The sequence below is a fragment of the Nonomuraea sp. 3-1Str genome, from assembly GCF_031570565.1.
In the GTDB taxonomy this organism is placed as follows: domain Bacteria; phylum Actinomycetota; class Actinomycetes; order Streptosporangiales; family Streptosporangiaceae; genus Nonomuraea.
Map to the genome: position 1 here is coordinate 438,147 of NZ_JALHBK010000003.1, position 15,697 is coordinate 453,843.

Here is a 15,697-nt window from a genome sequence, read left to right on the forward strand (position 1 = left end):
ATCTCCCCCTCAGACTTCTTCCACGCTGCTCGGCTCACGCCGGGACAGATCGATACCGAGCTCCTCCGCGGCGCGGAAGACGTCCTCGTCGGTGTCGCGCATCTCGATCGACATGCCGTCGCTGGACAGCACCTCGACGTTGAGACAGAGCGACTGCATCTCCTTGATGAGCACCTTGAAGGACTCGGGGATGCCGGGCTCGGGAATGTTCTCGCCCTTGACGATGGCCTCGTAGACCTTCACGCGGCCGAGGACGTCGTCGGACTTGATGGTCAGGAGCTCCTGCAGGGCGTAGGCGGCGCCGTAGGCCTCCAGCGCCCACACCTCCATCTCACCGAAGCGCTGGCCACCGAACTGGGCCTTACCGCCGAGCGGCTGCTGGGTGATCATGGAGTACGGGCCGGTCGAACGGGCGTGGATCTTGTCGTCGACCAGGTGGAGCAGCTTGAGGATGTAGATGTAGCCGACCGAGATCGGGTACGGGAACGGCTCACCGGAGCGGCCGTCGAACAGGCGCGCCTTGCCGCTCGCCTGGACCATCCGGTCGCCGTCGCGGTTGGGCACGGTGGCGCCGAGCAGGCCGACGATCTCCTCCTCGTGGGCGCCGTCGAAGACCGGGGTGGCCATGTTGGTGCGCGGCTCGATCTGGGCGAAGCCCTTGTCGCGCAGCCGCTCGGCCCAGGCCTCCTGGATGCCGGAGATGTCCCAGCCCCTGGCGGCGATCCACCCGAGGTGGGTCTCCAGCACCTGGCCGACGTTCATCCGGCCGGGCACGCCCAGCGGGTTGAGGATGATGTCGACGGGGGTGCCGTCCTCAAGGAACGGCATGTCCTCGACCGGCAGGATCTTGGAGATGACGCCCTTGTTGCCGTGCCGGCCGGCCAGCTTGTCACCGTCGGTGATCTTACGCTTCTGGGCCACGTACACGCGGACCAGCTCGTTGACACCGGGCGGCAGCTCGTCGCCCTCCTCGCGGGAGAACACGCGAACGCCGATGACCTTGCCCTGCTCGCCGTGGGGCACCTTCAGGGAGGTGTCACGGACCTCGCGGGCCTTCTCACCGAAGATCGCGCGCAGCAGCCGCTCCTCGGGGGTCAGCTCGGTCTCGCCCTTGGGCGTGACCTTGCCGACGAGGATGTCGCCGGGGACGACCTCGGCGCCGATGCGGATGATGCCGCGCTCGTCGAGGTCGGCCAGGACCTCCTCGGAGACGTTCGGGATGTCCCGGGTGATCTCCTCGGGGCCCAGCTTGGTGTCACGGGCGTCGACCTCGTGCTCCTCGATGTGGATCGAGGACAGGACGTCGTCCTGCACCAGCCGCTGGGACAGGATGATCGCGTCTTCGTAGTTGTGACCCTCCCACGGCATGAACGCCACGAGCAGGTTCTTGCCCAGCGCCATCTCGCCGTTGTCGGTGCAGGGACCGTCGGCGATGACCTGGTTGACCTCGACCCGGTCACCCTCGGCGACGATGGGCTTCTGGTTGAACGAGGTGCCCTGGTTGGAGCGCTTGAACTTGGCGATCCGGTAGGTGGTGCGCGTGCCGTCGTCGTTCATGACGGTGACGTAGTCGGCGGAGACCTCCTCGACCACACCGGCCTTCTCGGCGCTGATGACGTCACCGGCGTCGGTCGCGGCACGGTATTCCATGCCGGTGCCGACCAGCGGCGCCTCGCTCTTGAGCAGCGGCACCGACTGGCGCTGCATGTTGGAGCCCATGAGCGCGCGGTTGGCGTCGTCGTGCTCGAGGAAGGGGATCATCGCGGTGGCCACCGACACCATCTGGCGCGGCGACACGTCGATGTAGTCGACCTCCTCGGCGCGGGCCAGCTCGGTCTCACCGCCCTTGGTGCGGACCAGGACGCGCGCCTCGGCGAACGTGCCGTCGGCGTTGAGCACCGTGTTGGCCTGCGCCTTGACGAAGCGGTCCTCCTCGTCGGCGGTGAGGTAGTCGATCTGCTCGGTCACCTTGCCGTCGACGACCTTGCGGTACGGGGTCTCGACGAAGCCGAACGCGTTGATGCGGCCGTAGGAGGCCAGCGAGCCGATCAGGCCGATGTTCGGGCCTTCAGGGGTCTCGATCGGGCACATGCGGCCGTAGTGGGACGGGTGCACGTCACGGACCTCGAAGCCGGCCCGCTCACGGGACAGACCACCGGGGCCCAGCGCGGACAGACGCCGCTTGTGCGTCAGGCCGGCCAGCGGGTTGGTCTGGTCCATGAACTGCGACAGCTGCGAGGTGCCGAAGAACTCCTTGATCGACGCCACGACCGGGCGGATGTTGATCAGGGTCTGCGGCGTGATGGCCTCGACGTCCTGCGTGGTCATGCGCTCGCGGACGACGCGCTCCATGCGGGCCAGGCCCAGGCGGACCTGGTTCTGGATCAGCTCGCCGACGCTGCGCAGGCGGCGGTTGCCGAAGTGGTCGATGTCGTCGATCTCCACGATCACGGTGTCGATCGGCGCACCCTCGGCCGCCGGCATCGACTCCTCGCCGGCGTGCAGCCGGACGATGTACTCGATGGTGGCGACGATGTCCTCTTCGGTGAGCGTGCCCTGGGTGATCTCGCTGGCGACCCCGAGCTTCTTGTTGATCTTGTAACGACCCACCTTGGCGAGGTCGTAGCGCTTGGGGTTGAAGTAGAGGTTCTCCAGCAGGGTCTGCGCCGACTCCTTGGTCGGCGGCTCGCCCGGACGGAGCTTGCGGTAGATGTCGAGCAGCGCGTCGTCCTGGCCGGCCGTGTGGTCCTTCTCCAGGGTGGCGCGCATCGACTCGTACTGGCCGAAGCGCTCGAGGATCTGGTCGTTGGTCCATCCGAGTGCCTTGAGAAGCACGGTGACGGCCTGCTTGCGCTTGCGGTCGATGCGCACACCGACGCTGTCGCGCTTGTCGATCTCGAACTCGAGCCAGGCGCCCCGCGACGGGATCACCTTGCACCCGTACAGGTCCTTGTCGGACGTCTTGTCGACGTTGCGCTCGAAGTACACGCCCGGAGAGCGCACGAGCTGGGAGACCACGACACGCTCGGTGCCGTTGATGATGAAGGTGCCCTTCGGGGTCATGAGCGGGAAATCGCCCATGAACACCGTCTGGCTCTTGATCTCACCGGTGGTGTTATTGATGAACTCCGCCGTCACGAACATCGGCGCGGAGAAGGTCATGTCCTTGTCTTTGCACTCATCTACTGAGTACTTGGGCGGTTCGAACCGGTGGTCGCGGAACGACAAGGACATGGTCCCCGAGAAGTCCTCGATGGGACTGATCTCTTCGAAGATCTCTTCGAGGCCCGACTGGGTCGGGACGTCCTTGCGCCCGGCCTGGCGAGCCGCCTCAACCCGGGCCTTCCACTTCTCGTTGCCGAGCAGCCAGTCGAACGACTCGGTCTGCAGGGCGAGAAGGTCAGGAACTTCGAGGGGCTCCTGGATGCGCGAAAAAGAGACGCGACGGGGACCGGCGGGTACGGCGGAGGCGTTGCGCGAGGCTGCCAACAGATGTCCTTCCGAGGGCTCGCGGCGGACTGACTACACGCACGCCAGACAACCTCGCAACGTGAGCAAGCGGAGCGGGTCGTCAAAGGGCAGCGCAAAGGGGCAGTGTAGCCGAACGGCACACGCCTGTCCACTTTGCTCTCGCTGCATGCTTCACGTTGGTCGCAGCATCGCCCGTTCGAGCGAAAACGTCAAGCCCACAAGCCGGACTTTCCGCCGACCCAGGGCCCGGACGCTGGGTTTTCTCCCCTGCGTGATCGGACGCCTACCGTCAGGCCCAAGACGATACCCGCGAACGGGGACGGTTAACGCTCCGTCACGCCGAGGGACGAACCCATGCCGGCGACCGGTGTGGTCGTGAAGGAGTTACCCCGTTCTTGGCCTTCGCCAAACCAATTTTTTAGTGACAATTGACCGACCTGCCGCGCCCGGACCACTCACGCTGTCCCGATCAGCGTGGACAGGTCCGCCGCGAGCCACCCTGCGTCACCGCGGACCATGACCAGCCTGACCCGGTTCTGGCTGATCTGCCGCTGGGGGGCCGCCTCCCCCGGAACCTCCCTGACCGTACCGGTGTTCACGAACAAGAGCACCTCGACCCGCCCGGGCTCGGCCCGTTCGACTCCGGCAGCGGCCACGGAGGCCGTCTGCACCGTCTTCTGCGCCTTCGCCTTGCCGGTCAGGGACTTGGCCAGCTCGCCGTAGTAGCCGGCCAGCGCGCCGGTGGTGCGCGTCCTGGCCCGCGCCAGGTCGCGCTCGACCGTGCGGTAGTCGTACGACATCAGCTCAGGGGCGGCCGTACGGGCAGCCGCCACGGCCTCCACGGCGTCCGCGTCGGCGTCGTTGAAGGCCCGCAGATCCGCCCACATCACGCCGACGACCGCGCCCAGCACGAGCACCGCGACGGCCAGCACAGCGGCCATGACGACCCTCACACCCGCCTCCTTCACACCTGCAAGGCCTTCGGCGTCCGCCTCACGCCCCTGCGGCTCTCACACCTGTACGGCTTTCACACCTGTACGGCCTTCGACACGAGCCAGACCCCGCCGACCTTGGTGAGATCCATCGACCACCGGTAGAACCGGTCCTGGGGCGGCGTCTTCGACCCCTCCCAGCGGATGTCCACGTCGGCCACCACCAGCACCTTCGCCGCCGAGCCGGTCAGCGACACCAGCCCGGTGGCCCGCAGCACGCCGTCCTGCACCACCTTGTTGGCGACCGTGGTGCTCTTGAGCCGGCCCAGGTTCGCCTCGTACTCCTCGCGCGCCGCCCCGGTCGAGGTGTCCAGGATGCGCCGCGCGTCCGCGTCCACGGTCTTGTAGTGGAGCGACAGCAGGCTCACCGCGTGCGCGCCCGCGGCGTCGATCGCGGCTCTCCGCTCGTCGGCCCTGGCCTGCGCGTCCCGCTCCTGCGCGCCGATCCACAGACCCGCGACGGCCAGGACGACGAGCAGCCCGGCCAGCACGAGGATCAGCGGGCGGCCGAGCCGGAGAGAGAGATTCGTCACGTCCGCTCGCCCCTTTCGCCGGTCGCCGGATCATAACGCGGGGGTCACCGCGGCAGGACGGCAATCGGCCGGACAGGCACGAGACGGTATGGATCGGTCAGTGAGTCCCGGGGGCGGCCAGGGCACGCAGCGCGGGACGGAGAGCGGCGACGATCTCCTCGCGGGACGCCTCGCGCAGCTCCTCCAGCTCCAGAAGCTGGTGGCCCACGGTCAGCCCCAGCATGATCGTCGTCATCAACGCCGCCCGCAGCCGGGCGTCCTCTCCGGGCAGCGACGCGCTCACCTGCTCGACCTGCCGGCTCAGCGACTCGCGAGCCGTCGCCGCGGCCTCCGGGTGCGTGAGCATCGATCGGAGCATCGCCAGCGAGGCGGGCGGCAGCCTCATCTTCACGCCCAGGGTGCCGAGCAGGTGCTCGACGGCCTCGTCGGGGCCCGTCGCGGGCTCGGCGGGACGGGTCATGCGCACGGCCTCGCCGAAGAGCCGCTGCTTGTTGCCGAAGTACTGCATGACCAGCGCGGGATCAACCTCGGCGGCCCCCGCCACGGCGCGGATCGTGGTGCGCTCGAAGCCGCGCTCGGCGAACAGCTCGCGTGCCGCGTCGAGGATGCGCCGCTCGGTCCTGCGGCGGCGCTCGGCGCGCGTGAGCGCTGGCTCGGTCACGGCTCCGACTCTATACGTGTTGACCCACTCCGCCCTTTCGCTCTACGCTCGTTGAGTCAACGTCCGTTGAGGGAATGGGGTACACCTGTGTCCACCGAAGAGATCGTCGCCGCCTACCACCGGGCCATGCTGCGCAAGTCCGCCGACGAGCTGGCGGACCTGTACGCCGAGGACGGCCTGCACGAGTTCCCGTTCGGTGGCCTGCCGCCGTTCAGGGGGCGGGAGGAGGTCCGCGCCGGCTACCGCGCCAGCTGGTCCACGACCCCCGCCGAGGTCGAACGGGTCCGCACCGTGGCGCTGCACCCCGGGGCCGACGCCGAGGTCGTCGTGGTGGAGCAGGAGGCCGACGTGACGGTCAACGGCCGGCCGATCACCGTCCCGGGCCTGCTGGTGCTGCGGATCAGGGACGGGCTGATCGTCCACACCCGCGACTACATGGACGCCGGCGCCATCGGCCGCGTACGCGCCGCCGCCGCGTGATCCGGGACGGCGGCGAAGGGTCAGCCGGTCAGCGGGCCGTCAGGTCGAAGACCGTCACGCCGCCCACGGTGGTGGCCGTGAACGTCTCCTGGACCCAGGCCCCGATCCGGGCCGCCTCGTCGCTCCCCCCGCTGCCCGAGGCGCCCGCGCGGCCGCCCGTCCCCATGCCCGAGCCCACGAAGTAGTGGATCTTCTTCTCGGCCACGTACCGCTGGAAGCGGGGGAGCGTCGGCGCGGGGTCCGTGCCGTTGAACCCGCCCACCGCCATCACCGGCAGGCCGGTCGCGAGCTGGTACCCGGCGGCGTTGTTCGAGCCGACGGTCGCGGCGGCCCACGTGTAGGCGGCGGCGCCGCTCTTGAGCAGCGTGGTCAGCTCGGCCGACGGGGCGGGCGCGTCGAGCAGCCCGCCCATCCCGCCGGCCCGGCCGCCCATGCCGCCCCCCACGCCGTCGCGACCCGCGCCGCGTCCCATGCCCTGCGGCGGCGCTCCCCCGGGCCGGCCCGTGCCCGGCTGGGGGCCGGTCGGGCTCATGCCCAGCGCCCGGCCGCCCCGGAACCCGCCCGGACCGAGCCCGCCGGTGGACGGACCGGCCGTCGGGATGGCTCCGGTGTGCGGGGAGGCCGCGGTGTCCACCGCGTAGGCGGCCGGGCCGGCCAGGCACACCGCGATCGCCCCTGCGACGACCGCGCCCCACCACCGCGGCATCCGCCGCCGTACGGGCTCCAGGGCCTTCGCCTCCGGGTCCGGGGCCCGGCGCCGGGCGGTGAAGCGGCTGCCCGCCGGCAGAGCCACCGCGAGCCCCAGCCCGGCCACCAGCACCGCCGGCCCCAGCCACGGGTTCCAGTCCCCGTCACGCGTCAGCAGCACGTACGACCACAGCGCCGTCACCCCCGTGACCGCCGCCGGCAGGAACGGCTCCCGGCGCTCCCACAGCAGCGCCGCCCCCGCGCCCACCAGGCCCGCGATGGCCGGCGCCAGCGCGACCGTGTAGTACGCGTGGAAGATCCCCTGCATGAGGCTGAAGACCAGCCCCGTGACCGCCAGCCATCCGCCCCACACGCCGAACTGGGCGCGGGCCCGATCCGTGCGGAACGCCCCCCGCGTCAGCCACGGTGCGGCCGCCAGCAGGATCAGCGCGGCGGGCAGCAGCCACGAGATCTGGCCCCCGGCCTCCGTGTCGAACAGCCGCAACGGCCCCGCCTCCTGGTTGAGGTTGCCGAGGCCGCCGTAGTCGGCGCCGTTGAGCCGCCCGATGCCGTTGTAGCCGAGGGCCAGCTCCAGCACGCTGTTGGTCTGCGAACCGCCGATGTACGGCCGCTCGGACGCCGGCACCAGGGCCACGGCCAGCAGCCACCACCCGGCCGACACCACCATGGCCACCCCGGCCAGCGCGAGCTGCCGAACCCGCCGCCACACCTTCGTGGGGGCCATCATCACGTACACCAGCGCGAACCCCGGCAGCACCAGGAACGCCTGCAACATCTTGGCCAGGAACGCGAAGCCCAGGCACACCCCCGCCAGCACCAGCCAGCGGGTGACGGCCCGCTCCTGCGCCCGCACCACGCAGTACGCCGCGAGCGTCAGCAGCAGCACCAGGAGCGCGTCCGGGTTGTTGAAGCGGAACATCAGGACCGCCACCGGCGTCAGCGCCATCACGGCTCCCGCCAGCAGCCCCGCCCAGACCGGGAAGCGCCGCCGCACCGTGGCGTACACCACCGCGACGGTGGCGACCCCCATGAGCGCCTGCGGCACGAGGATGCTCCACGAGTTCAGCCCGAAGAGCCGCGCGCTCAGCTCCATCGGCCACAGCGACGCGGGTGTCTTGTCCACGGTGATCGCGTTGGCGGCGTCGGAGGAGCCGAAGAAGAACGCCTTCCAGCTCTGGCTGCCGGCCTGGACGGCGGCCGAGTAGAACGAGTTCGCCCAGCCGGAGGAGCCGAGCCCCCAGAGGTAGAGCGCGGCGGTGGCGGCGAGCAGGCCGGCCGGCGCCCATCGCGTCCTGGCATGCGTAGTGGTCACACCCGCAGGCTAGGAACGGTCTCTCGGCCGGCGATGAGACGAGCATGAGAATCTCGTTAGCGCAGGGCGGTCGCCTGGTCGCGCCCGGGTCCGGACACGCAGAAGGGGCGGCACACCCGGCACCAGGGTGTGGCCGCCCCTTCTGGACGAACGACCTCCGCGAGGCGCCCCGAGGGCGCCCGGAGAGGGGTGTTACTTGACGGTGACGGTGGCGCCGGCGCCCTCGAGGGCAGCCTTGGCCTTCTCCGCCTGCTCCTTGTTGACCTTGCCGTCGAAGACCGGCTTGGGAGCGCCGTCCACCAGGTCCTTGGCCTCCTTCAGGCCGAGGGACGTGAGGGCGCGGATCTCCTTGATGACCTGGATCTTCTTGTCGCCGGCGGCCTCGAGGATGACGTCGAACTCGTCCTGCTCCTCGACCTCGGCGGCGGCGGCACCGCCACCGGCGGGGGCGGCGGCGGCGACGGCCACGGGGGCGGCGGCCTTGACGTCGAAGACGTCCTCGAACTGCTTCACGAACTCGGAGAGCTCGAGGAGGGTCATCTCCTTGAACGCGTCGAGCAGCTCGTCGGTGCTGAGCTTCGCCATGATGGTTTCCTCCGTATGAGACTTGCGAAATTTAGGAACGGGACCGCGGGTGGTGCGGCAATCCCCGAGTTACTCGCCCGCCTCTTCGCGCTTCGCGCGAAGGGCTTCGGCCAGCTGAGCCATGTTGGTGGGCAGCGCGGCGAACATCGCGGCAGCAGCGCTCTGCTTCGCCTTGATCGCGCCGGCAAGCTTCGCGAGGAGAACCTCGCGGGACTCGAGGTCGGCGAGCTTGGTGATCTCAGCGGCGTCGAGGGCCTTGCCCTCGAGAACGCCACCCTTGATCACCAGAAGGGGATTGGCCTTGGCGAAGTCACGCAGACCCTTGGCCGCCTCGACGACGTCGCCCTTGACGAAGGCGACGGCGGTCGGGCCGATCAGCAGGTCATCCAGACCCGTCACGCCGGCCTCGTTGGCCGCGATCTTGGTCAGGGTGTTCTTCGCCACGGCGAACTTCGCATTCTCACCAAGAGCAACGCGCAGCTGCTTGAGCTGGGCGACGGTGAGACCGCGGTACTCGGTCAGAACGGCGGCAGCGCTGCCTTCGAACTCGTTCTTGAGCTCGGCAACCGCTGTCGCCTTATCCGCCCTCGCCATGGGCCTCCTTCCAGATGTGCCACCGGTGAAGGCACCCCAGAAAAGAGAACAGCCCCGGGCGCAGGGCGCACACGGGGCTCACACATGGATCACCATGCGGGAAACTCGCATCACACCTGCGCGGGCCGTCCGCTTGAGCGGATCCTTCGGTCGTCAGGTCTTGAGGCACCTGACGACAACCGGCGGTCTTCGGCAACGACCAGAGTACGTGCTGGTCGCCGAGTTTCCAAATCGCTCTCTGAAACCGTCGCTCAGTTGGTGGTGGGCTTGGGCATCTCGCCGACCTGGTCGGCGGGCGGCGCGTCGATGTTCACGGGCTCGTTGAAGCCCTTGAACAGCAGCGTCGCGTCGAGCGTGGTGCCCTGCTCCTTGCCGTTCAGCGCGAGCTTGCGCGGCAGGCCGTCGGAGCCGACCCAGACGTCGAACTTGACGTCCTTGAGCTCGGCCAGGCCCCTGCGGGCCTGCTCCTGCTCGTCGGCGGGCAGCTGCTTGACGGCCACGTCCGTCGGGAACGTGCCGCTGTAGTGGGTGGCGTCCGTGCCGTCCACGGTCTCCGTGCCGACGGACTTCACGTCCTTGGACGTGGTGACCATCTTGGTGACGTTGGCCAGGTCGAACTGCTGGATCTGGCCGAGCGTCTGCTTGACCTGGTCGGAGCCGCCGATGTCGTTGAGCGAGACCTTGATCCACGGCTTGGTGGCGCCGACGAGCTCCTTCAGCGCCTCGACCTTGACGTAGACGGTGTCGCCCTGGAGCACGGCCCGCACCCCGCCGGGGAGCCCGCGCTCGCCCAGGTCGACGGTGTCGAGGGTGAGGTCCACGGCGAGCTGCGGCTTGCTCTGGTAGAGCATCCGTCCCTGCACCTTGCCCTTGTCCTCGGGGCTCGACACGTCGACGACGGCGTCGACGGTGTAGCTGGTGACCTCCGCGGTCTTCTGCGCGGCCTGCGCCAGCACTTCGGAGGCGGCCAGGTTCACCTGGATGGGCTGCGCGTTCGAGCCGCAACCGGTGAGCGTGACCGCCACTAAGGCGGCACCCGCCGCGGTAGTGGCGAGAGAAATCCTGCGCTTCAGCATGTTTTGACCCTACGTGTCAGTAGCCGGAATTGCCGACTTCCCCGGAGATCTCGGGGAAAACCCAGGGTCGTCCCGGACAGGCTCTTTGCCGCCGGCCTCTCATCACCGCGGCGTATCCCGGGTCGGCACATCCGCACAACGCGAACGGCCCCCGCCCGGTGGGGGCGGGGGCCGTTCGGTGCGCGCCTGGCGCGGAGGTCGTCGCCTACGCGTCGAGCTCGGCCGTGAGGCCGCGCGTGGCGTTGGGGTCAACCGGGACGCCGGGGCCCATGGTGGTCGAGAAGGTGACCTTCTTGACGTAGCGGCCCTTGGCGGCCGACGGCTTGAGCCGGAGCACCTCGTCGAGCGCGGCGGCGTAGTTCTCGATGAGCTTGCGCTCGTCGAACGACGTCTTGCCGATGATGAAGTGCAGGTTGGCCTGCCGGTCGGTACGGAACTCGATCTTGCCGCCCTTGATCTCCGTCACGGCCTTGGCGACGTCGGGCGTCACCGTGCCGGTCTTGGGGTTGGGCATGAGACCACGCGGGCCGAGGACGCGGCCCAGACGGCCGACCTTGCCCATGAGGTCCGGGGTGGCGACCACGGCGTCGAACTCGTTGAGCCGGTTGCCCTTGGCGATCTCGTCGATCAGCTCGTCGGCGCCGACGATGTCGGCGCCCGCCTCGCGGGCGGCCTCGGCACGGTCACCGGTCGCGAAGACCAGGACCCGGGCGGTCTTACCGGTGCCGTGCGGAAGGTTGACCGTGCCGCGCACGATCTGGTCGGCCTTGCGAGGGTCGACGCCGAGCCGCACCGCGACCTCGACGGTCGCGTCGAACTTGGTGGTCGACGTGTCCTTGGCGATCTTCGCCGCCTCGGCCGGGGAGTAGAGCTTGTCGCGGTCGATCTTCGCCGCGGCGTTCTTGTGCGCCTTGCTGCGCTGCATGATGTCTCCTTGTGGTCCGCGGGCCAGCTCCGGGCCCTCCCACGGGGTAGGGAAAGGTCTCAGTCGGCGACGGTGATGCCCATCGACCGGGCGGTGCCGGCGATGATCTTCTCGGCCGCCTCGATGTCGTTGGCGTTGAGGTCGGGCATCTTGGTCTCGGCGATGCTGCGGAGCTGCTCGCGGCTGAGCTTGCCGACCTTGTCCTTGTGCGGGACCGCGCTGCCCTTGTCCAGTCCCAGAGCCTTCTTGATCAGCTCGGGGGCCGGGGGCGTCTTCGTGATGAAGGTGAAGCTGCGGTCCTCGAAAATGGTGATCTCAACGGGGATGATGTTGCCCCGCTGAGCCTCCGTCGCAGCGTTGTACTGCTTGACGAAGTCCATGATGTTGACGCCGTGCGGACCGAGGGCGGTACCGACCGGCGGGGCGGGCGTGGCCTGGCCAGCGGGAAGCTGGACCTTGACGAGCGCCGCGATCTTCTTCTTCGGAGGCATGAGTCCTTCTCCGGGTCCTGATCGTGATGCTGTCCGGGCGCGGGTGCGGCCGGACATGTCGGAAGGCCGCCCTTCGCGAGAGGCGGCCGGCCGAACGTCTAAGTGTAAGTGATCGTCTTAGATCTTCGAGACCTGGTTGAACGACAGCTCAACCGGGGTCTCACGACCGAAGATGGAGACGAGCACCTTGAGCTTCTGCGACTCGGGGCTGATCTCGCTCACCGAGGCGGGCAGCGTGGCGAACGGGCCGTCCATGACCGTGACGGACTCGCCGATCTCGAACTCGACCGTCGGGCCGCTGCTGGTCTTGGCGGCGGCCTTCTTGCTCTCCTCGGTGGGCTCCGGGGCGAGCAACTTGGCGACCTCGTCCAGGCTCAGCGGGCTCGGCTTGTTGGACAGGCCGACGAAGCCCGTCACGCCGGGCGTGTTGCGCACGGCGGCCCAGGACTCGTCGGTCAGCTCCATGCGCACCAGCACGTAGCCGGGCAGCACCCGCTCCTTGACCGGGACCTTCTTGCCGCTCTTGAACTCCTGGACGGTGTGCGTCGGCACCTCGACCTGGTAGATGTAGTCCTCCATGTTGAGCGACACGTTGCGGCTCTCGATGTTGGACTTCACGCGGTTCTCGTAGCCGGCGTAGGAGTGGATCACATACCACTCGCCGGGCTGGCCACGCAGACCGCTCTTGAACTCCTCGACGGGATCGACGTCAGGCTCTTCGACCTCGGACTCGGCGATGTCGACCTCGTCGGCATCGTCCTCGTCGTCGTCATCGTCGAACTCAGCGTCACCGTCTTCGTCGGTCGCGGACGCGACCTCGTCGTCGGCGGCCTCGTCGCTGTCAGCGAGCTCGGCGCCGGAGGTCTCCTCAGCGGCCTCGACGGCCTCTTCCGGCTGGTCGCCCCACTCGCTGCGGGGCTCCTCCGCCGGCACTGAAGACTCGGACACGGTGACTTTCCTCTTCCGTCGAATTTCGTCGAATCGTATGGCGACTCCGTCAGGTGCTACCGGCGGCGTCGGATCAGGCTCCACCGAAGACGCGGAGGATGGCCCAGCCGAGGGCGCTGTCGAGCCCGTACACGATCGCGACCATGATCAGAACGAATACCAGAACGACCGTGGTGTAGGTGATGAGATCCTTGCGTGTCGGCCAGATGACCTTGCGGAGCTCATTGACGACCTGCCGGTAGAAAAGGGCAGGCGTAGTGCGAGACTTCTTCTCACCACTGGGCTTGCCTGCGGTCTCGCCGCGCGTGTCGATCGCCACAGTCCTCACCTGAATCTGTCGTATCCAACGCAGTTTGCGGCGCGCATTACACGCCCATTATTGCGCGGACCGCACTCGCAGGGCACGAGGGACTCGAACCCCCAACCGCCGGTTTTGGAGACCGGTGCGCTACCAATTGCGCCAGTGCCCTATGTCGCCAACCACACTACCCTGATCGGCTCACTGCCTGGACCGAACCGCACATCGACATGCGGCGGCACGACCAGGCGAAAGTGTATCGGTGGATCCCTGTTCCGTCGAACCCGTTCCGATCTCGCAGGTCAGAGCCCCGCCAACGGTCCAGGACGGGGAGGAGATGGGAGCATGGACCCATGTCCATGCGACCTCGCATCTCCACGCGGATCTCCGCGATCTCCGAGTCAGCCACGCTCGCCGTGGACGCCCGGGCCAAGGCGATGAAGGCGGACGGCCGCCCGGTCATCGGCTTCGGCGCCGGCGAGCCCGACTTCCCCACGCCCGAGTACATCGTCGAGGCGGCGATCGAGGCGGCGCGCGATCCCCGTTTCCACAAGTACACGCCGGCCGGCGGTCTGCCCGAGCTGAAGCTGGCGATCGCCGACAAGACGCTGCGCGACTCCGGCTACCGGGTGAACCCGACGCAGGTCCTGGTCACCAACGGCGGCAAGCAGGCGGTCTACGAGGCGTTCGCCACGCTGCTCGACCCGGGCGACGAGGTCCTGGTAGTCGCGCCGTACTGGACGACGTACCCGGAGGCGATCAAGCTGGCGGGCGGCGTCCAGGTCGACGTCGTGACCGACGAGACGACCGGCTACCTGGCGAGCGTCGAGCAGCTGGAGGCGGCGCGCACGGAGCGCACCAAGGTCCTGCTGTTCGTCTCGCCGTCCAACCCCACGGGCGCCGTCCACACGCGCGAGCAGACCGAGCAGATCGGCCGCTGGGCCGCCGAGCACGGCCTGTGGGTGGTCACGGACGAGATCTACGAGCACCTCGTGTACGGCGGCGCGGAGTTCACCAGCATCGCCACGGCCGTCCCCGAGCTGGCCGACCGGGTGGTCGTGCTCAACGGCGTGGCCAAGACGTACGCGATGACGGGCTGGCGGGTGGGCTGGCTGATCGGCCCGCCCGACGTGGTGCGCGCGGCCACGAACCTCCAGTCGCACGCCACCTCCAACGTGGCGAACGTCTCGCAGATGGCCGCGCTGGCGGCGCTGCGGGGCGACCTGTCGGCGGTGGAGCGGATGCGCGAGGCGTTCGACCGGCGCCGGCGGACCATGGTGCGGATGCTCAACGAGATCCCGGGCGTGGTGTGCCCGGAGCCGAAGGGGGCGTTCTACGCGTACCCGTCGATCAAGGAGCTGGTCGGCAAGGAGCTGCGCGGGCGGCGGCCGGCGTCGTCGGCGGAGCTGGCCGAGCTGATCCTGGAGGAGGCGGAGGTCGCGGTGGTGCCGGGCGAGGCGTTCGGCACGCCGGGCTACTTCCGGCTGTCGTACGCGCTCGGCGACGACGACCTGGTCGAGGGCGTCAGCCGGATCGCCAAGCTGCTGTCCGAGGCGCGCTGAGGCCCTTTCAGGGCGCTGTCGCGGCCGGTCAGCCGTCCGGGACGATGCCGGCCGCGACCTCGCCGACCTCGTCGGCGAGGCCCGGCGTCGTGGCGACGTACAGCGCGACGCCGGGCCGCTGGAGCCACATGAAGTTGCGCATGTCGCCGCGGGTGCGCCAGCGCAGTGCCGGCATGCCCTGGTACGCGCCGAGCCCCGACCTGGTGACCAGCGTGGCGAACGTCTCGGCCGAGCGCACGCCGCACACCACGGCCACCAGCAACTGCTCGCCGCCGCTGCCGCGCCAGGACAGGCCGCGCACGTCGAGGCGCCGGGTCAGCGACTTGATCCGCTCGAACGCGGGCCCGGGGTCGAGCCCGGACGGCACGTAGGTGATCGTCAGCGGGCCGTCACCGCAGGTGAGGCTCGGGTGTGGCGTCTCGTGGGCGGTGGCGCCGCCGGGCGTGGTGTGCGCGGTGTGCGTCACGGGCGCGCCGGAGCCGCAGCCGGCCACTGCCAGCATGATGATCGCCGAGGCCAGGCGGCCGCGCATCCATCCCCCATGACTTCTTGTGGAGACTCAGGGAAAACCTCCCCAGTCTCCTACAGGAGTGCGCGCGGAGGCGGCAACAGCAAGCAGCTCTCCGGCCAGAGGTTCGCCGGCCCGGACGCGGACGCCGGTGCCCGGCCGCTCCAGCCACACGACGGTCCGGCCGCCGCGCGGGTCGCGCCCGATCATGGCGGGCCGCCCGCGGACCGTGGTCTCCCGGGCGCCCGGCGGGGCGGTGCGCCGATAGACCGCCCAGCCGGCGGCGACGGCGCCGTAGTCGACGCGGGCCTCCACGAACCTGTCGCCCGAGCCGAAGACGGCCTGTACCGCCCGGGAGCCGGGCCCGGCCTCGACCGCTCTCCCTCCGCTCCGGGCCAGGCCCGGGGGCAGGTGGGTGAGCCAGAGGTCGTCGGAGACGACGGCTCGACCGACGGCAGCGCGGAGCTGCTCGACCTCTACGCCGCCTACCACAGGGCCAGCGTCCGGATCGTGCGCCTGGAGGGCGCGGGAGGAGGGGCCGGGCGCCCGCGCA

16 protein-coding genes and 1 tRNA gene are annotated in these 15,697 nt (G+C 69.5%); 2 read left to right on the plus strand and 15 right to left on the minus strand.

What is annotated here, in order from left to right; genetic code table 11:
- Window positions 1-9 precede the first annotated feature (9 nt).
- The 4 genes from rpoB to MTP10_RS08765 all read right to left on the minus strand — a co-directional run bounded on the left by rpoB (window position 10) and on the right by MTP10_RS08765 (window position 5,657).
- The gene (rpoB, locus tag MTP10_RS08750) at window positions 10-3,489 is read right to left on the minus strand and encodes a DNA-directed RNA polymerase subunit beta (RefSeq protein ID WP_310708532.1); all 3,480 of its coding nucleotides are present in this window, start codon (window positions 3,487-3,489) and stop codon (window positions 10-12) included.
- A gap of 437 nt (window positions 3,490-3,926) precedes the next feature.
- Entirely contained in the window at window positions 3,927-4,424 is a 498-nt protein-coding gene (locus MTP10_RS08755) for a hypothetical protein (RefSeq protein WP_310708533.1), read from the minus strand.
- 74 nt (window positions 4,425-4,498) lie between these two features.
- Window positions 4,499-4,996, minus strand: coding sequence for a hypothetical protein (locus MTP10_RS08760; protein ID WP_310708534.1), 498 nt, complete (start codon window positions 4,994-4,996; stop codon window positions 4,499-4,501).
- 97 nt (window positions 4,997-5,093) lie between these two features.
- Window positions 5,094-5,657 carry a TetR family transcriptional regulator gene (locus tag MTP10_RS08765; protein ID WP_310708535.1) on the minus strand — a complete coding sequence of 188 codons (564 nt, stop codon included), beginning with the start codon at window positions 5,655-5,657 and terminating at the stop codon, window positions 5,094-5,096.
- Between the two features lie 87 nt (window positions 5,658-5,744).
- On the opposite strand from MTP10_RS08765, the gene MTP10_RS08770 reads away from it, so the two are divergent.
- Entirely contained in the window at window positions 5,745-6,137 is a 393-nt protein-coding gene (locus tag MTP10_RS08770; protein WP_310708536.1) for a nuclear transport factor 2 family protein, read from the plus strand.
- Between the two features lie 28 nt (window positions 6,138-6,165).
- On the opposite strand, the gene MTP10_RS08775 is transcribed toward MTP10_RS08770, so the two are convergent.
- The 9 genes from MTP10_RS08775 to MTP10_RS08815 form a co-directional block, all read right to left on the minus strand.
- Window positions 6,166-8,157: a glycosyltransferase family 39 protein gene (locus MTP10_RS08775; RefSeq protein WP_310708537.1), complete on the minus strand. Its 1,992-nt coding sequence runs from the start codon at window positions 8,155-8,157 to the stop codon at window positions 6,166-6,168.
- A gap of 192 nt (window positions 8,158-8,349) precedes the next feature.
- Window positions 8,350-8,742: a 50S ribosomal protein L7/L12 gene (gene rplL, locus MTP10_RS08780; RefSeq protein ID WP_253768422.1), complete on the minus strand. Its 393-nt coding sequence runs from the start codon at window positions 8,740-8,742 to the stop codon at window positions 8,350-8,352.
- A gap of 69 nt (window positions 8,743-8,811) precedes the next feature.
- Window positions 8,812-9,336 carry a 50S ribosomal protein L10 gene (gene rplJ / locus MTP10_RS08785; RefSeq protein WP_310708538.1) on the minus strand — a complete coding sequence of 175 codons (525 nt, stop codon included), beginning with the start codon at window positions 9,334-9,336 and terminating at the stop codon, window positions 8,812-8,814.
- Between the two features lie 251 nt (window positions 9,337-9,587).
- Window positions 9,588-10,412, minus strand: coding sequence for an LppX_LprAFG lipoprotein (locus MTP10_RS08790; RefSeq protein WP_310708539.1), 825 nt, complete (start codon window positions 10,410-10,412; stop codon window positions 9,588-9,590).
- A 205-nt stretch (window positions 10,413-10,617) separates the two neighbouring features.
- Window positions 10,618-11,337, minus strand: a complete 720-nt coding sequence (gene rplA / locus MTP10_RS08795) for a 50S ribosomal protein L1 (protein WP_310708540.1) — start codon at window positions 11,335-11,337, stop codon at window positions 10,618-10,620.
- Window positions 11,338-11,396: 59 nt separating this feature from the next.
- Window positions 11,397-11,828 carry a 50S ribosomal protein L11 gene (rplK, locus tag MTP10_RS08800; RefSeq protein ID WP_310708541.1) on the minus strand — a complete coding sequence of 144 codons (432 nt, stop codon included), beginning with the start codon at window positions 11,826-11,828 and terminating at the stop codon, window positions 11,397-11,399.
- Between the two features lie 117 nt (window positions 11,829-11,945).
- Window positions 11,946-12,776 carry a transcription termination/antitermination protein NusG gene (gene nusG, locus MTP10_RS08805; protein ID WP_310708542.1) on the minus strand — a complete coding sequence of 277 codons (831 nt, stop codon included), beginning with the start codon at window positions 12,774-12,776 and terminating at the stop codon, window positions 11,946-11,948.
- A gap of 73 nt (window positions 12,777-12,849) precedes the next feature.
- On the minus strand, window positions 12,850-13,095 hold the full coding sequence (secE, locus tag MTP10_RS08810; protein ID WP_310708543.1) for a preprotein translocase subunit SecE: 246 nt from the start codon (window positions 13,093-13,095) through the stop codon (window positions 12,850-12,852).
- Window positions 13,096-13,173: 78 nt separating this feature from the next.
- Window positions 13,174-13,246, minus strand: a tRNA-Trp gene (locus MTP10_RS08815).
- Window positions 13,247-13,427: 181 nt separating this feature from the next.
- Between MTP10_RS08815 and MTP10_RS08820 the strand changes: the two genes are divergently transcribed.
- Window positions 13,428-14,636, plus strand: a complete 1,209-nt coding sequence (locus MTP10_RS08820) for a pyridoxal phosphate-dependent aminotransferase (RefSeq protein WP_310708544.1) — start codon at window positions 13,428-13,430, stop codon at window positions 14,634-14,636.
- Between the two features lie 28 nt (window positions 14,637-14,664).
- Here the strand turns inward: MTP10_RS08820 and MTP10_RS08825 are convergent, their stop codons facing one another.
- Complete coding sequence (locus MTP10_RS08825; RefSeq protein WP_310708545.1) at window positions 14,665-15,168, minus strand: hypothetical protein; 504 nt, start codon at window positions 15,166-15,168, stop codon at window positions 14,665-14,667.
- 27 nt (window positions 15,169-15,195) lie between these two features.
- A partial coding sequence (locus MTP10_RS08830) for a hypothetical protein (RefSeq protein WP_310708546.1) occupies window positions 15,196-15,697 on the minus strand: 502 nt, incomplete at its 5' end.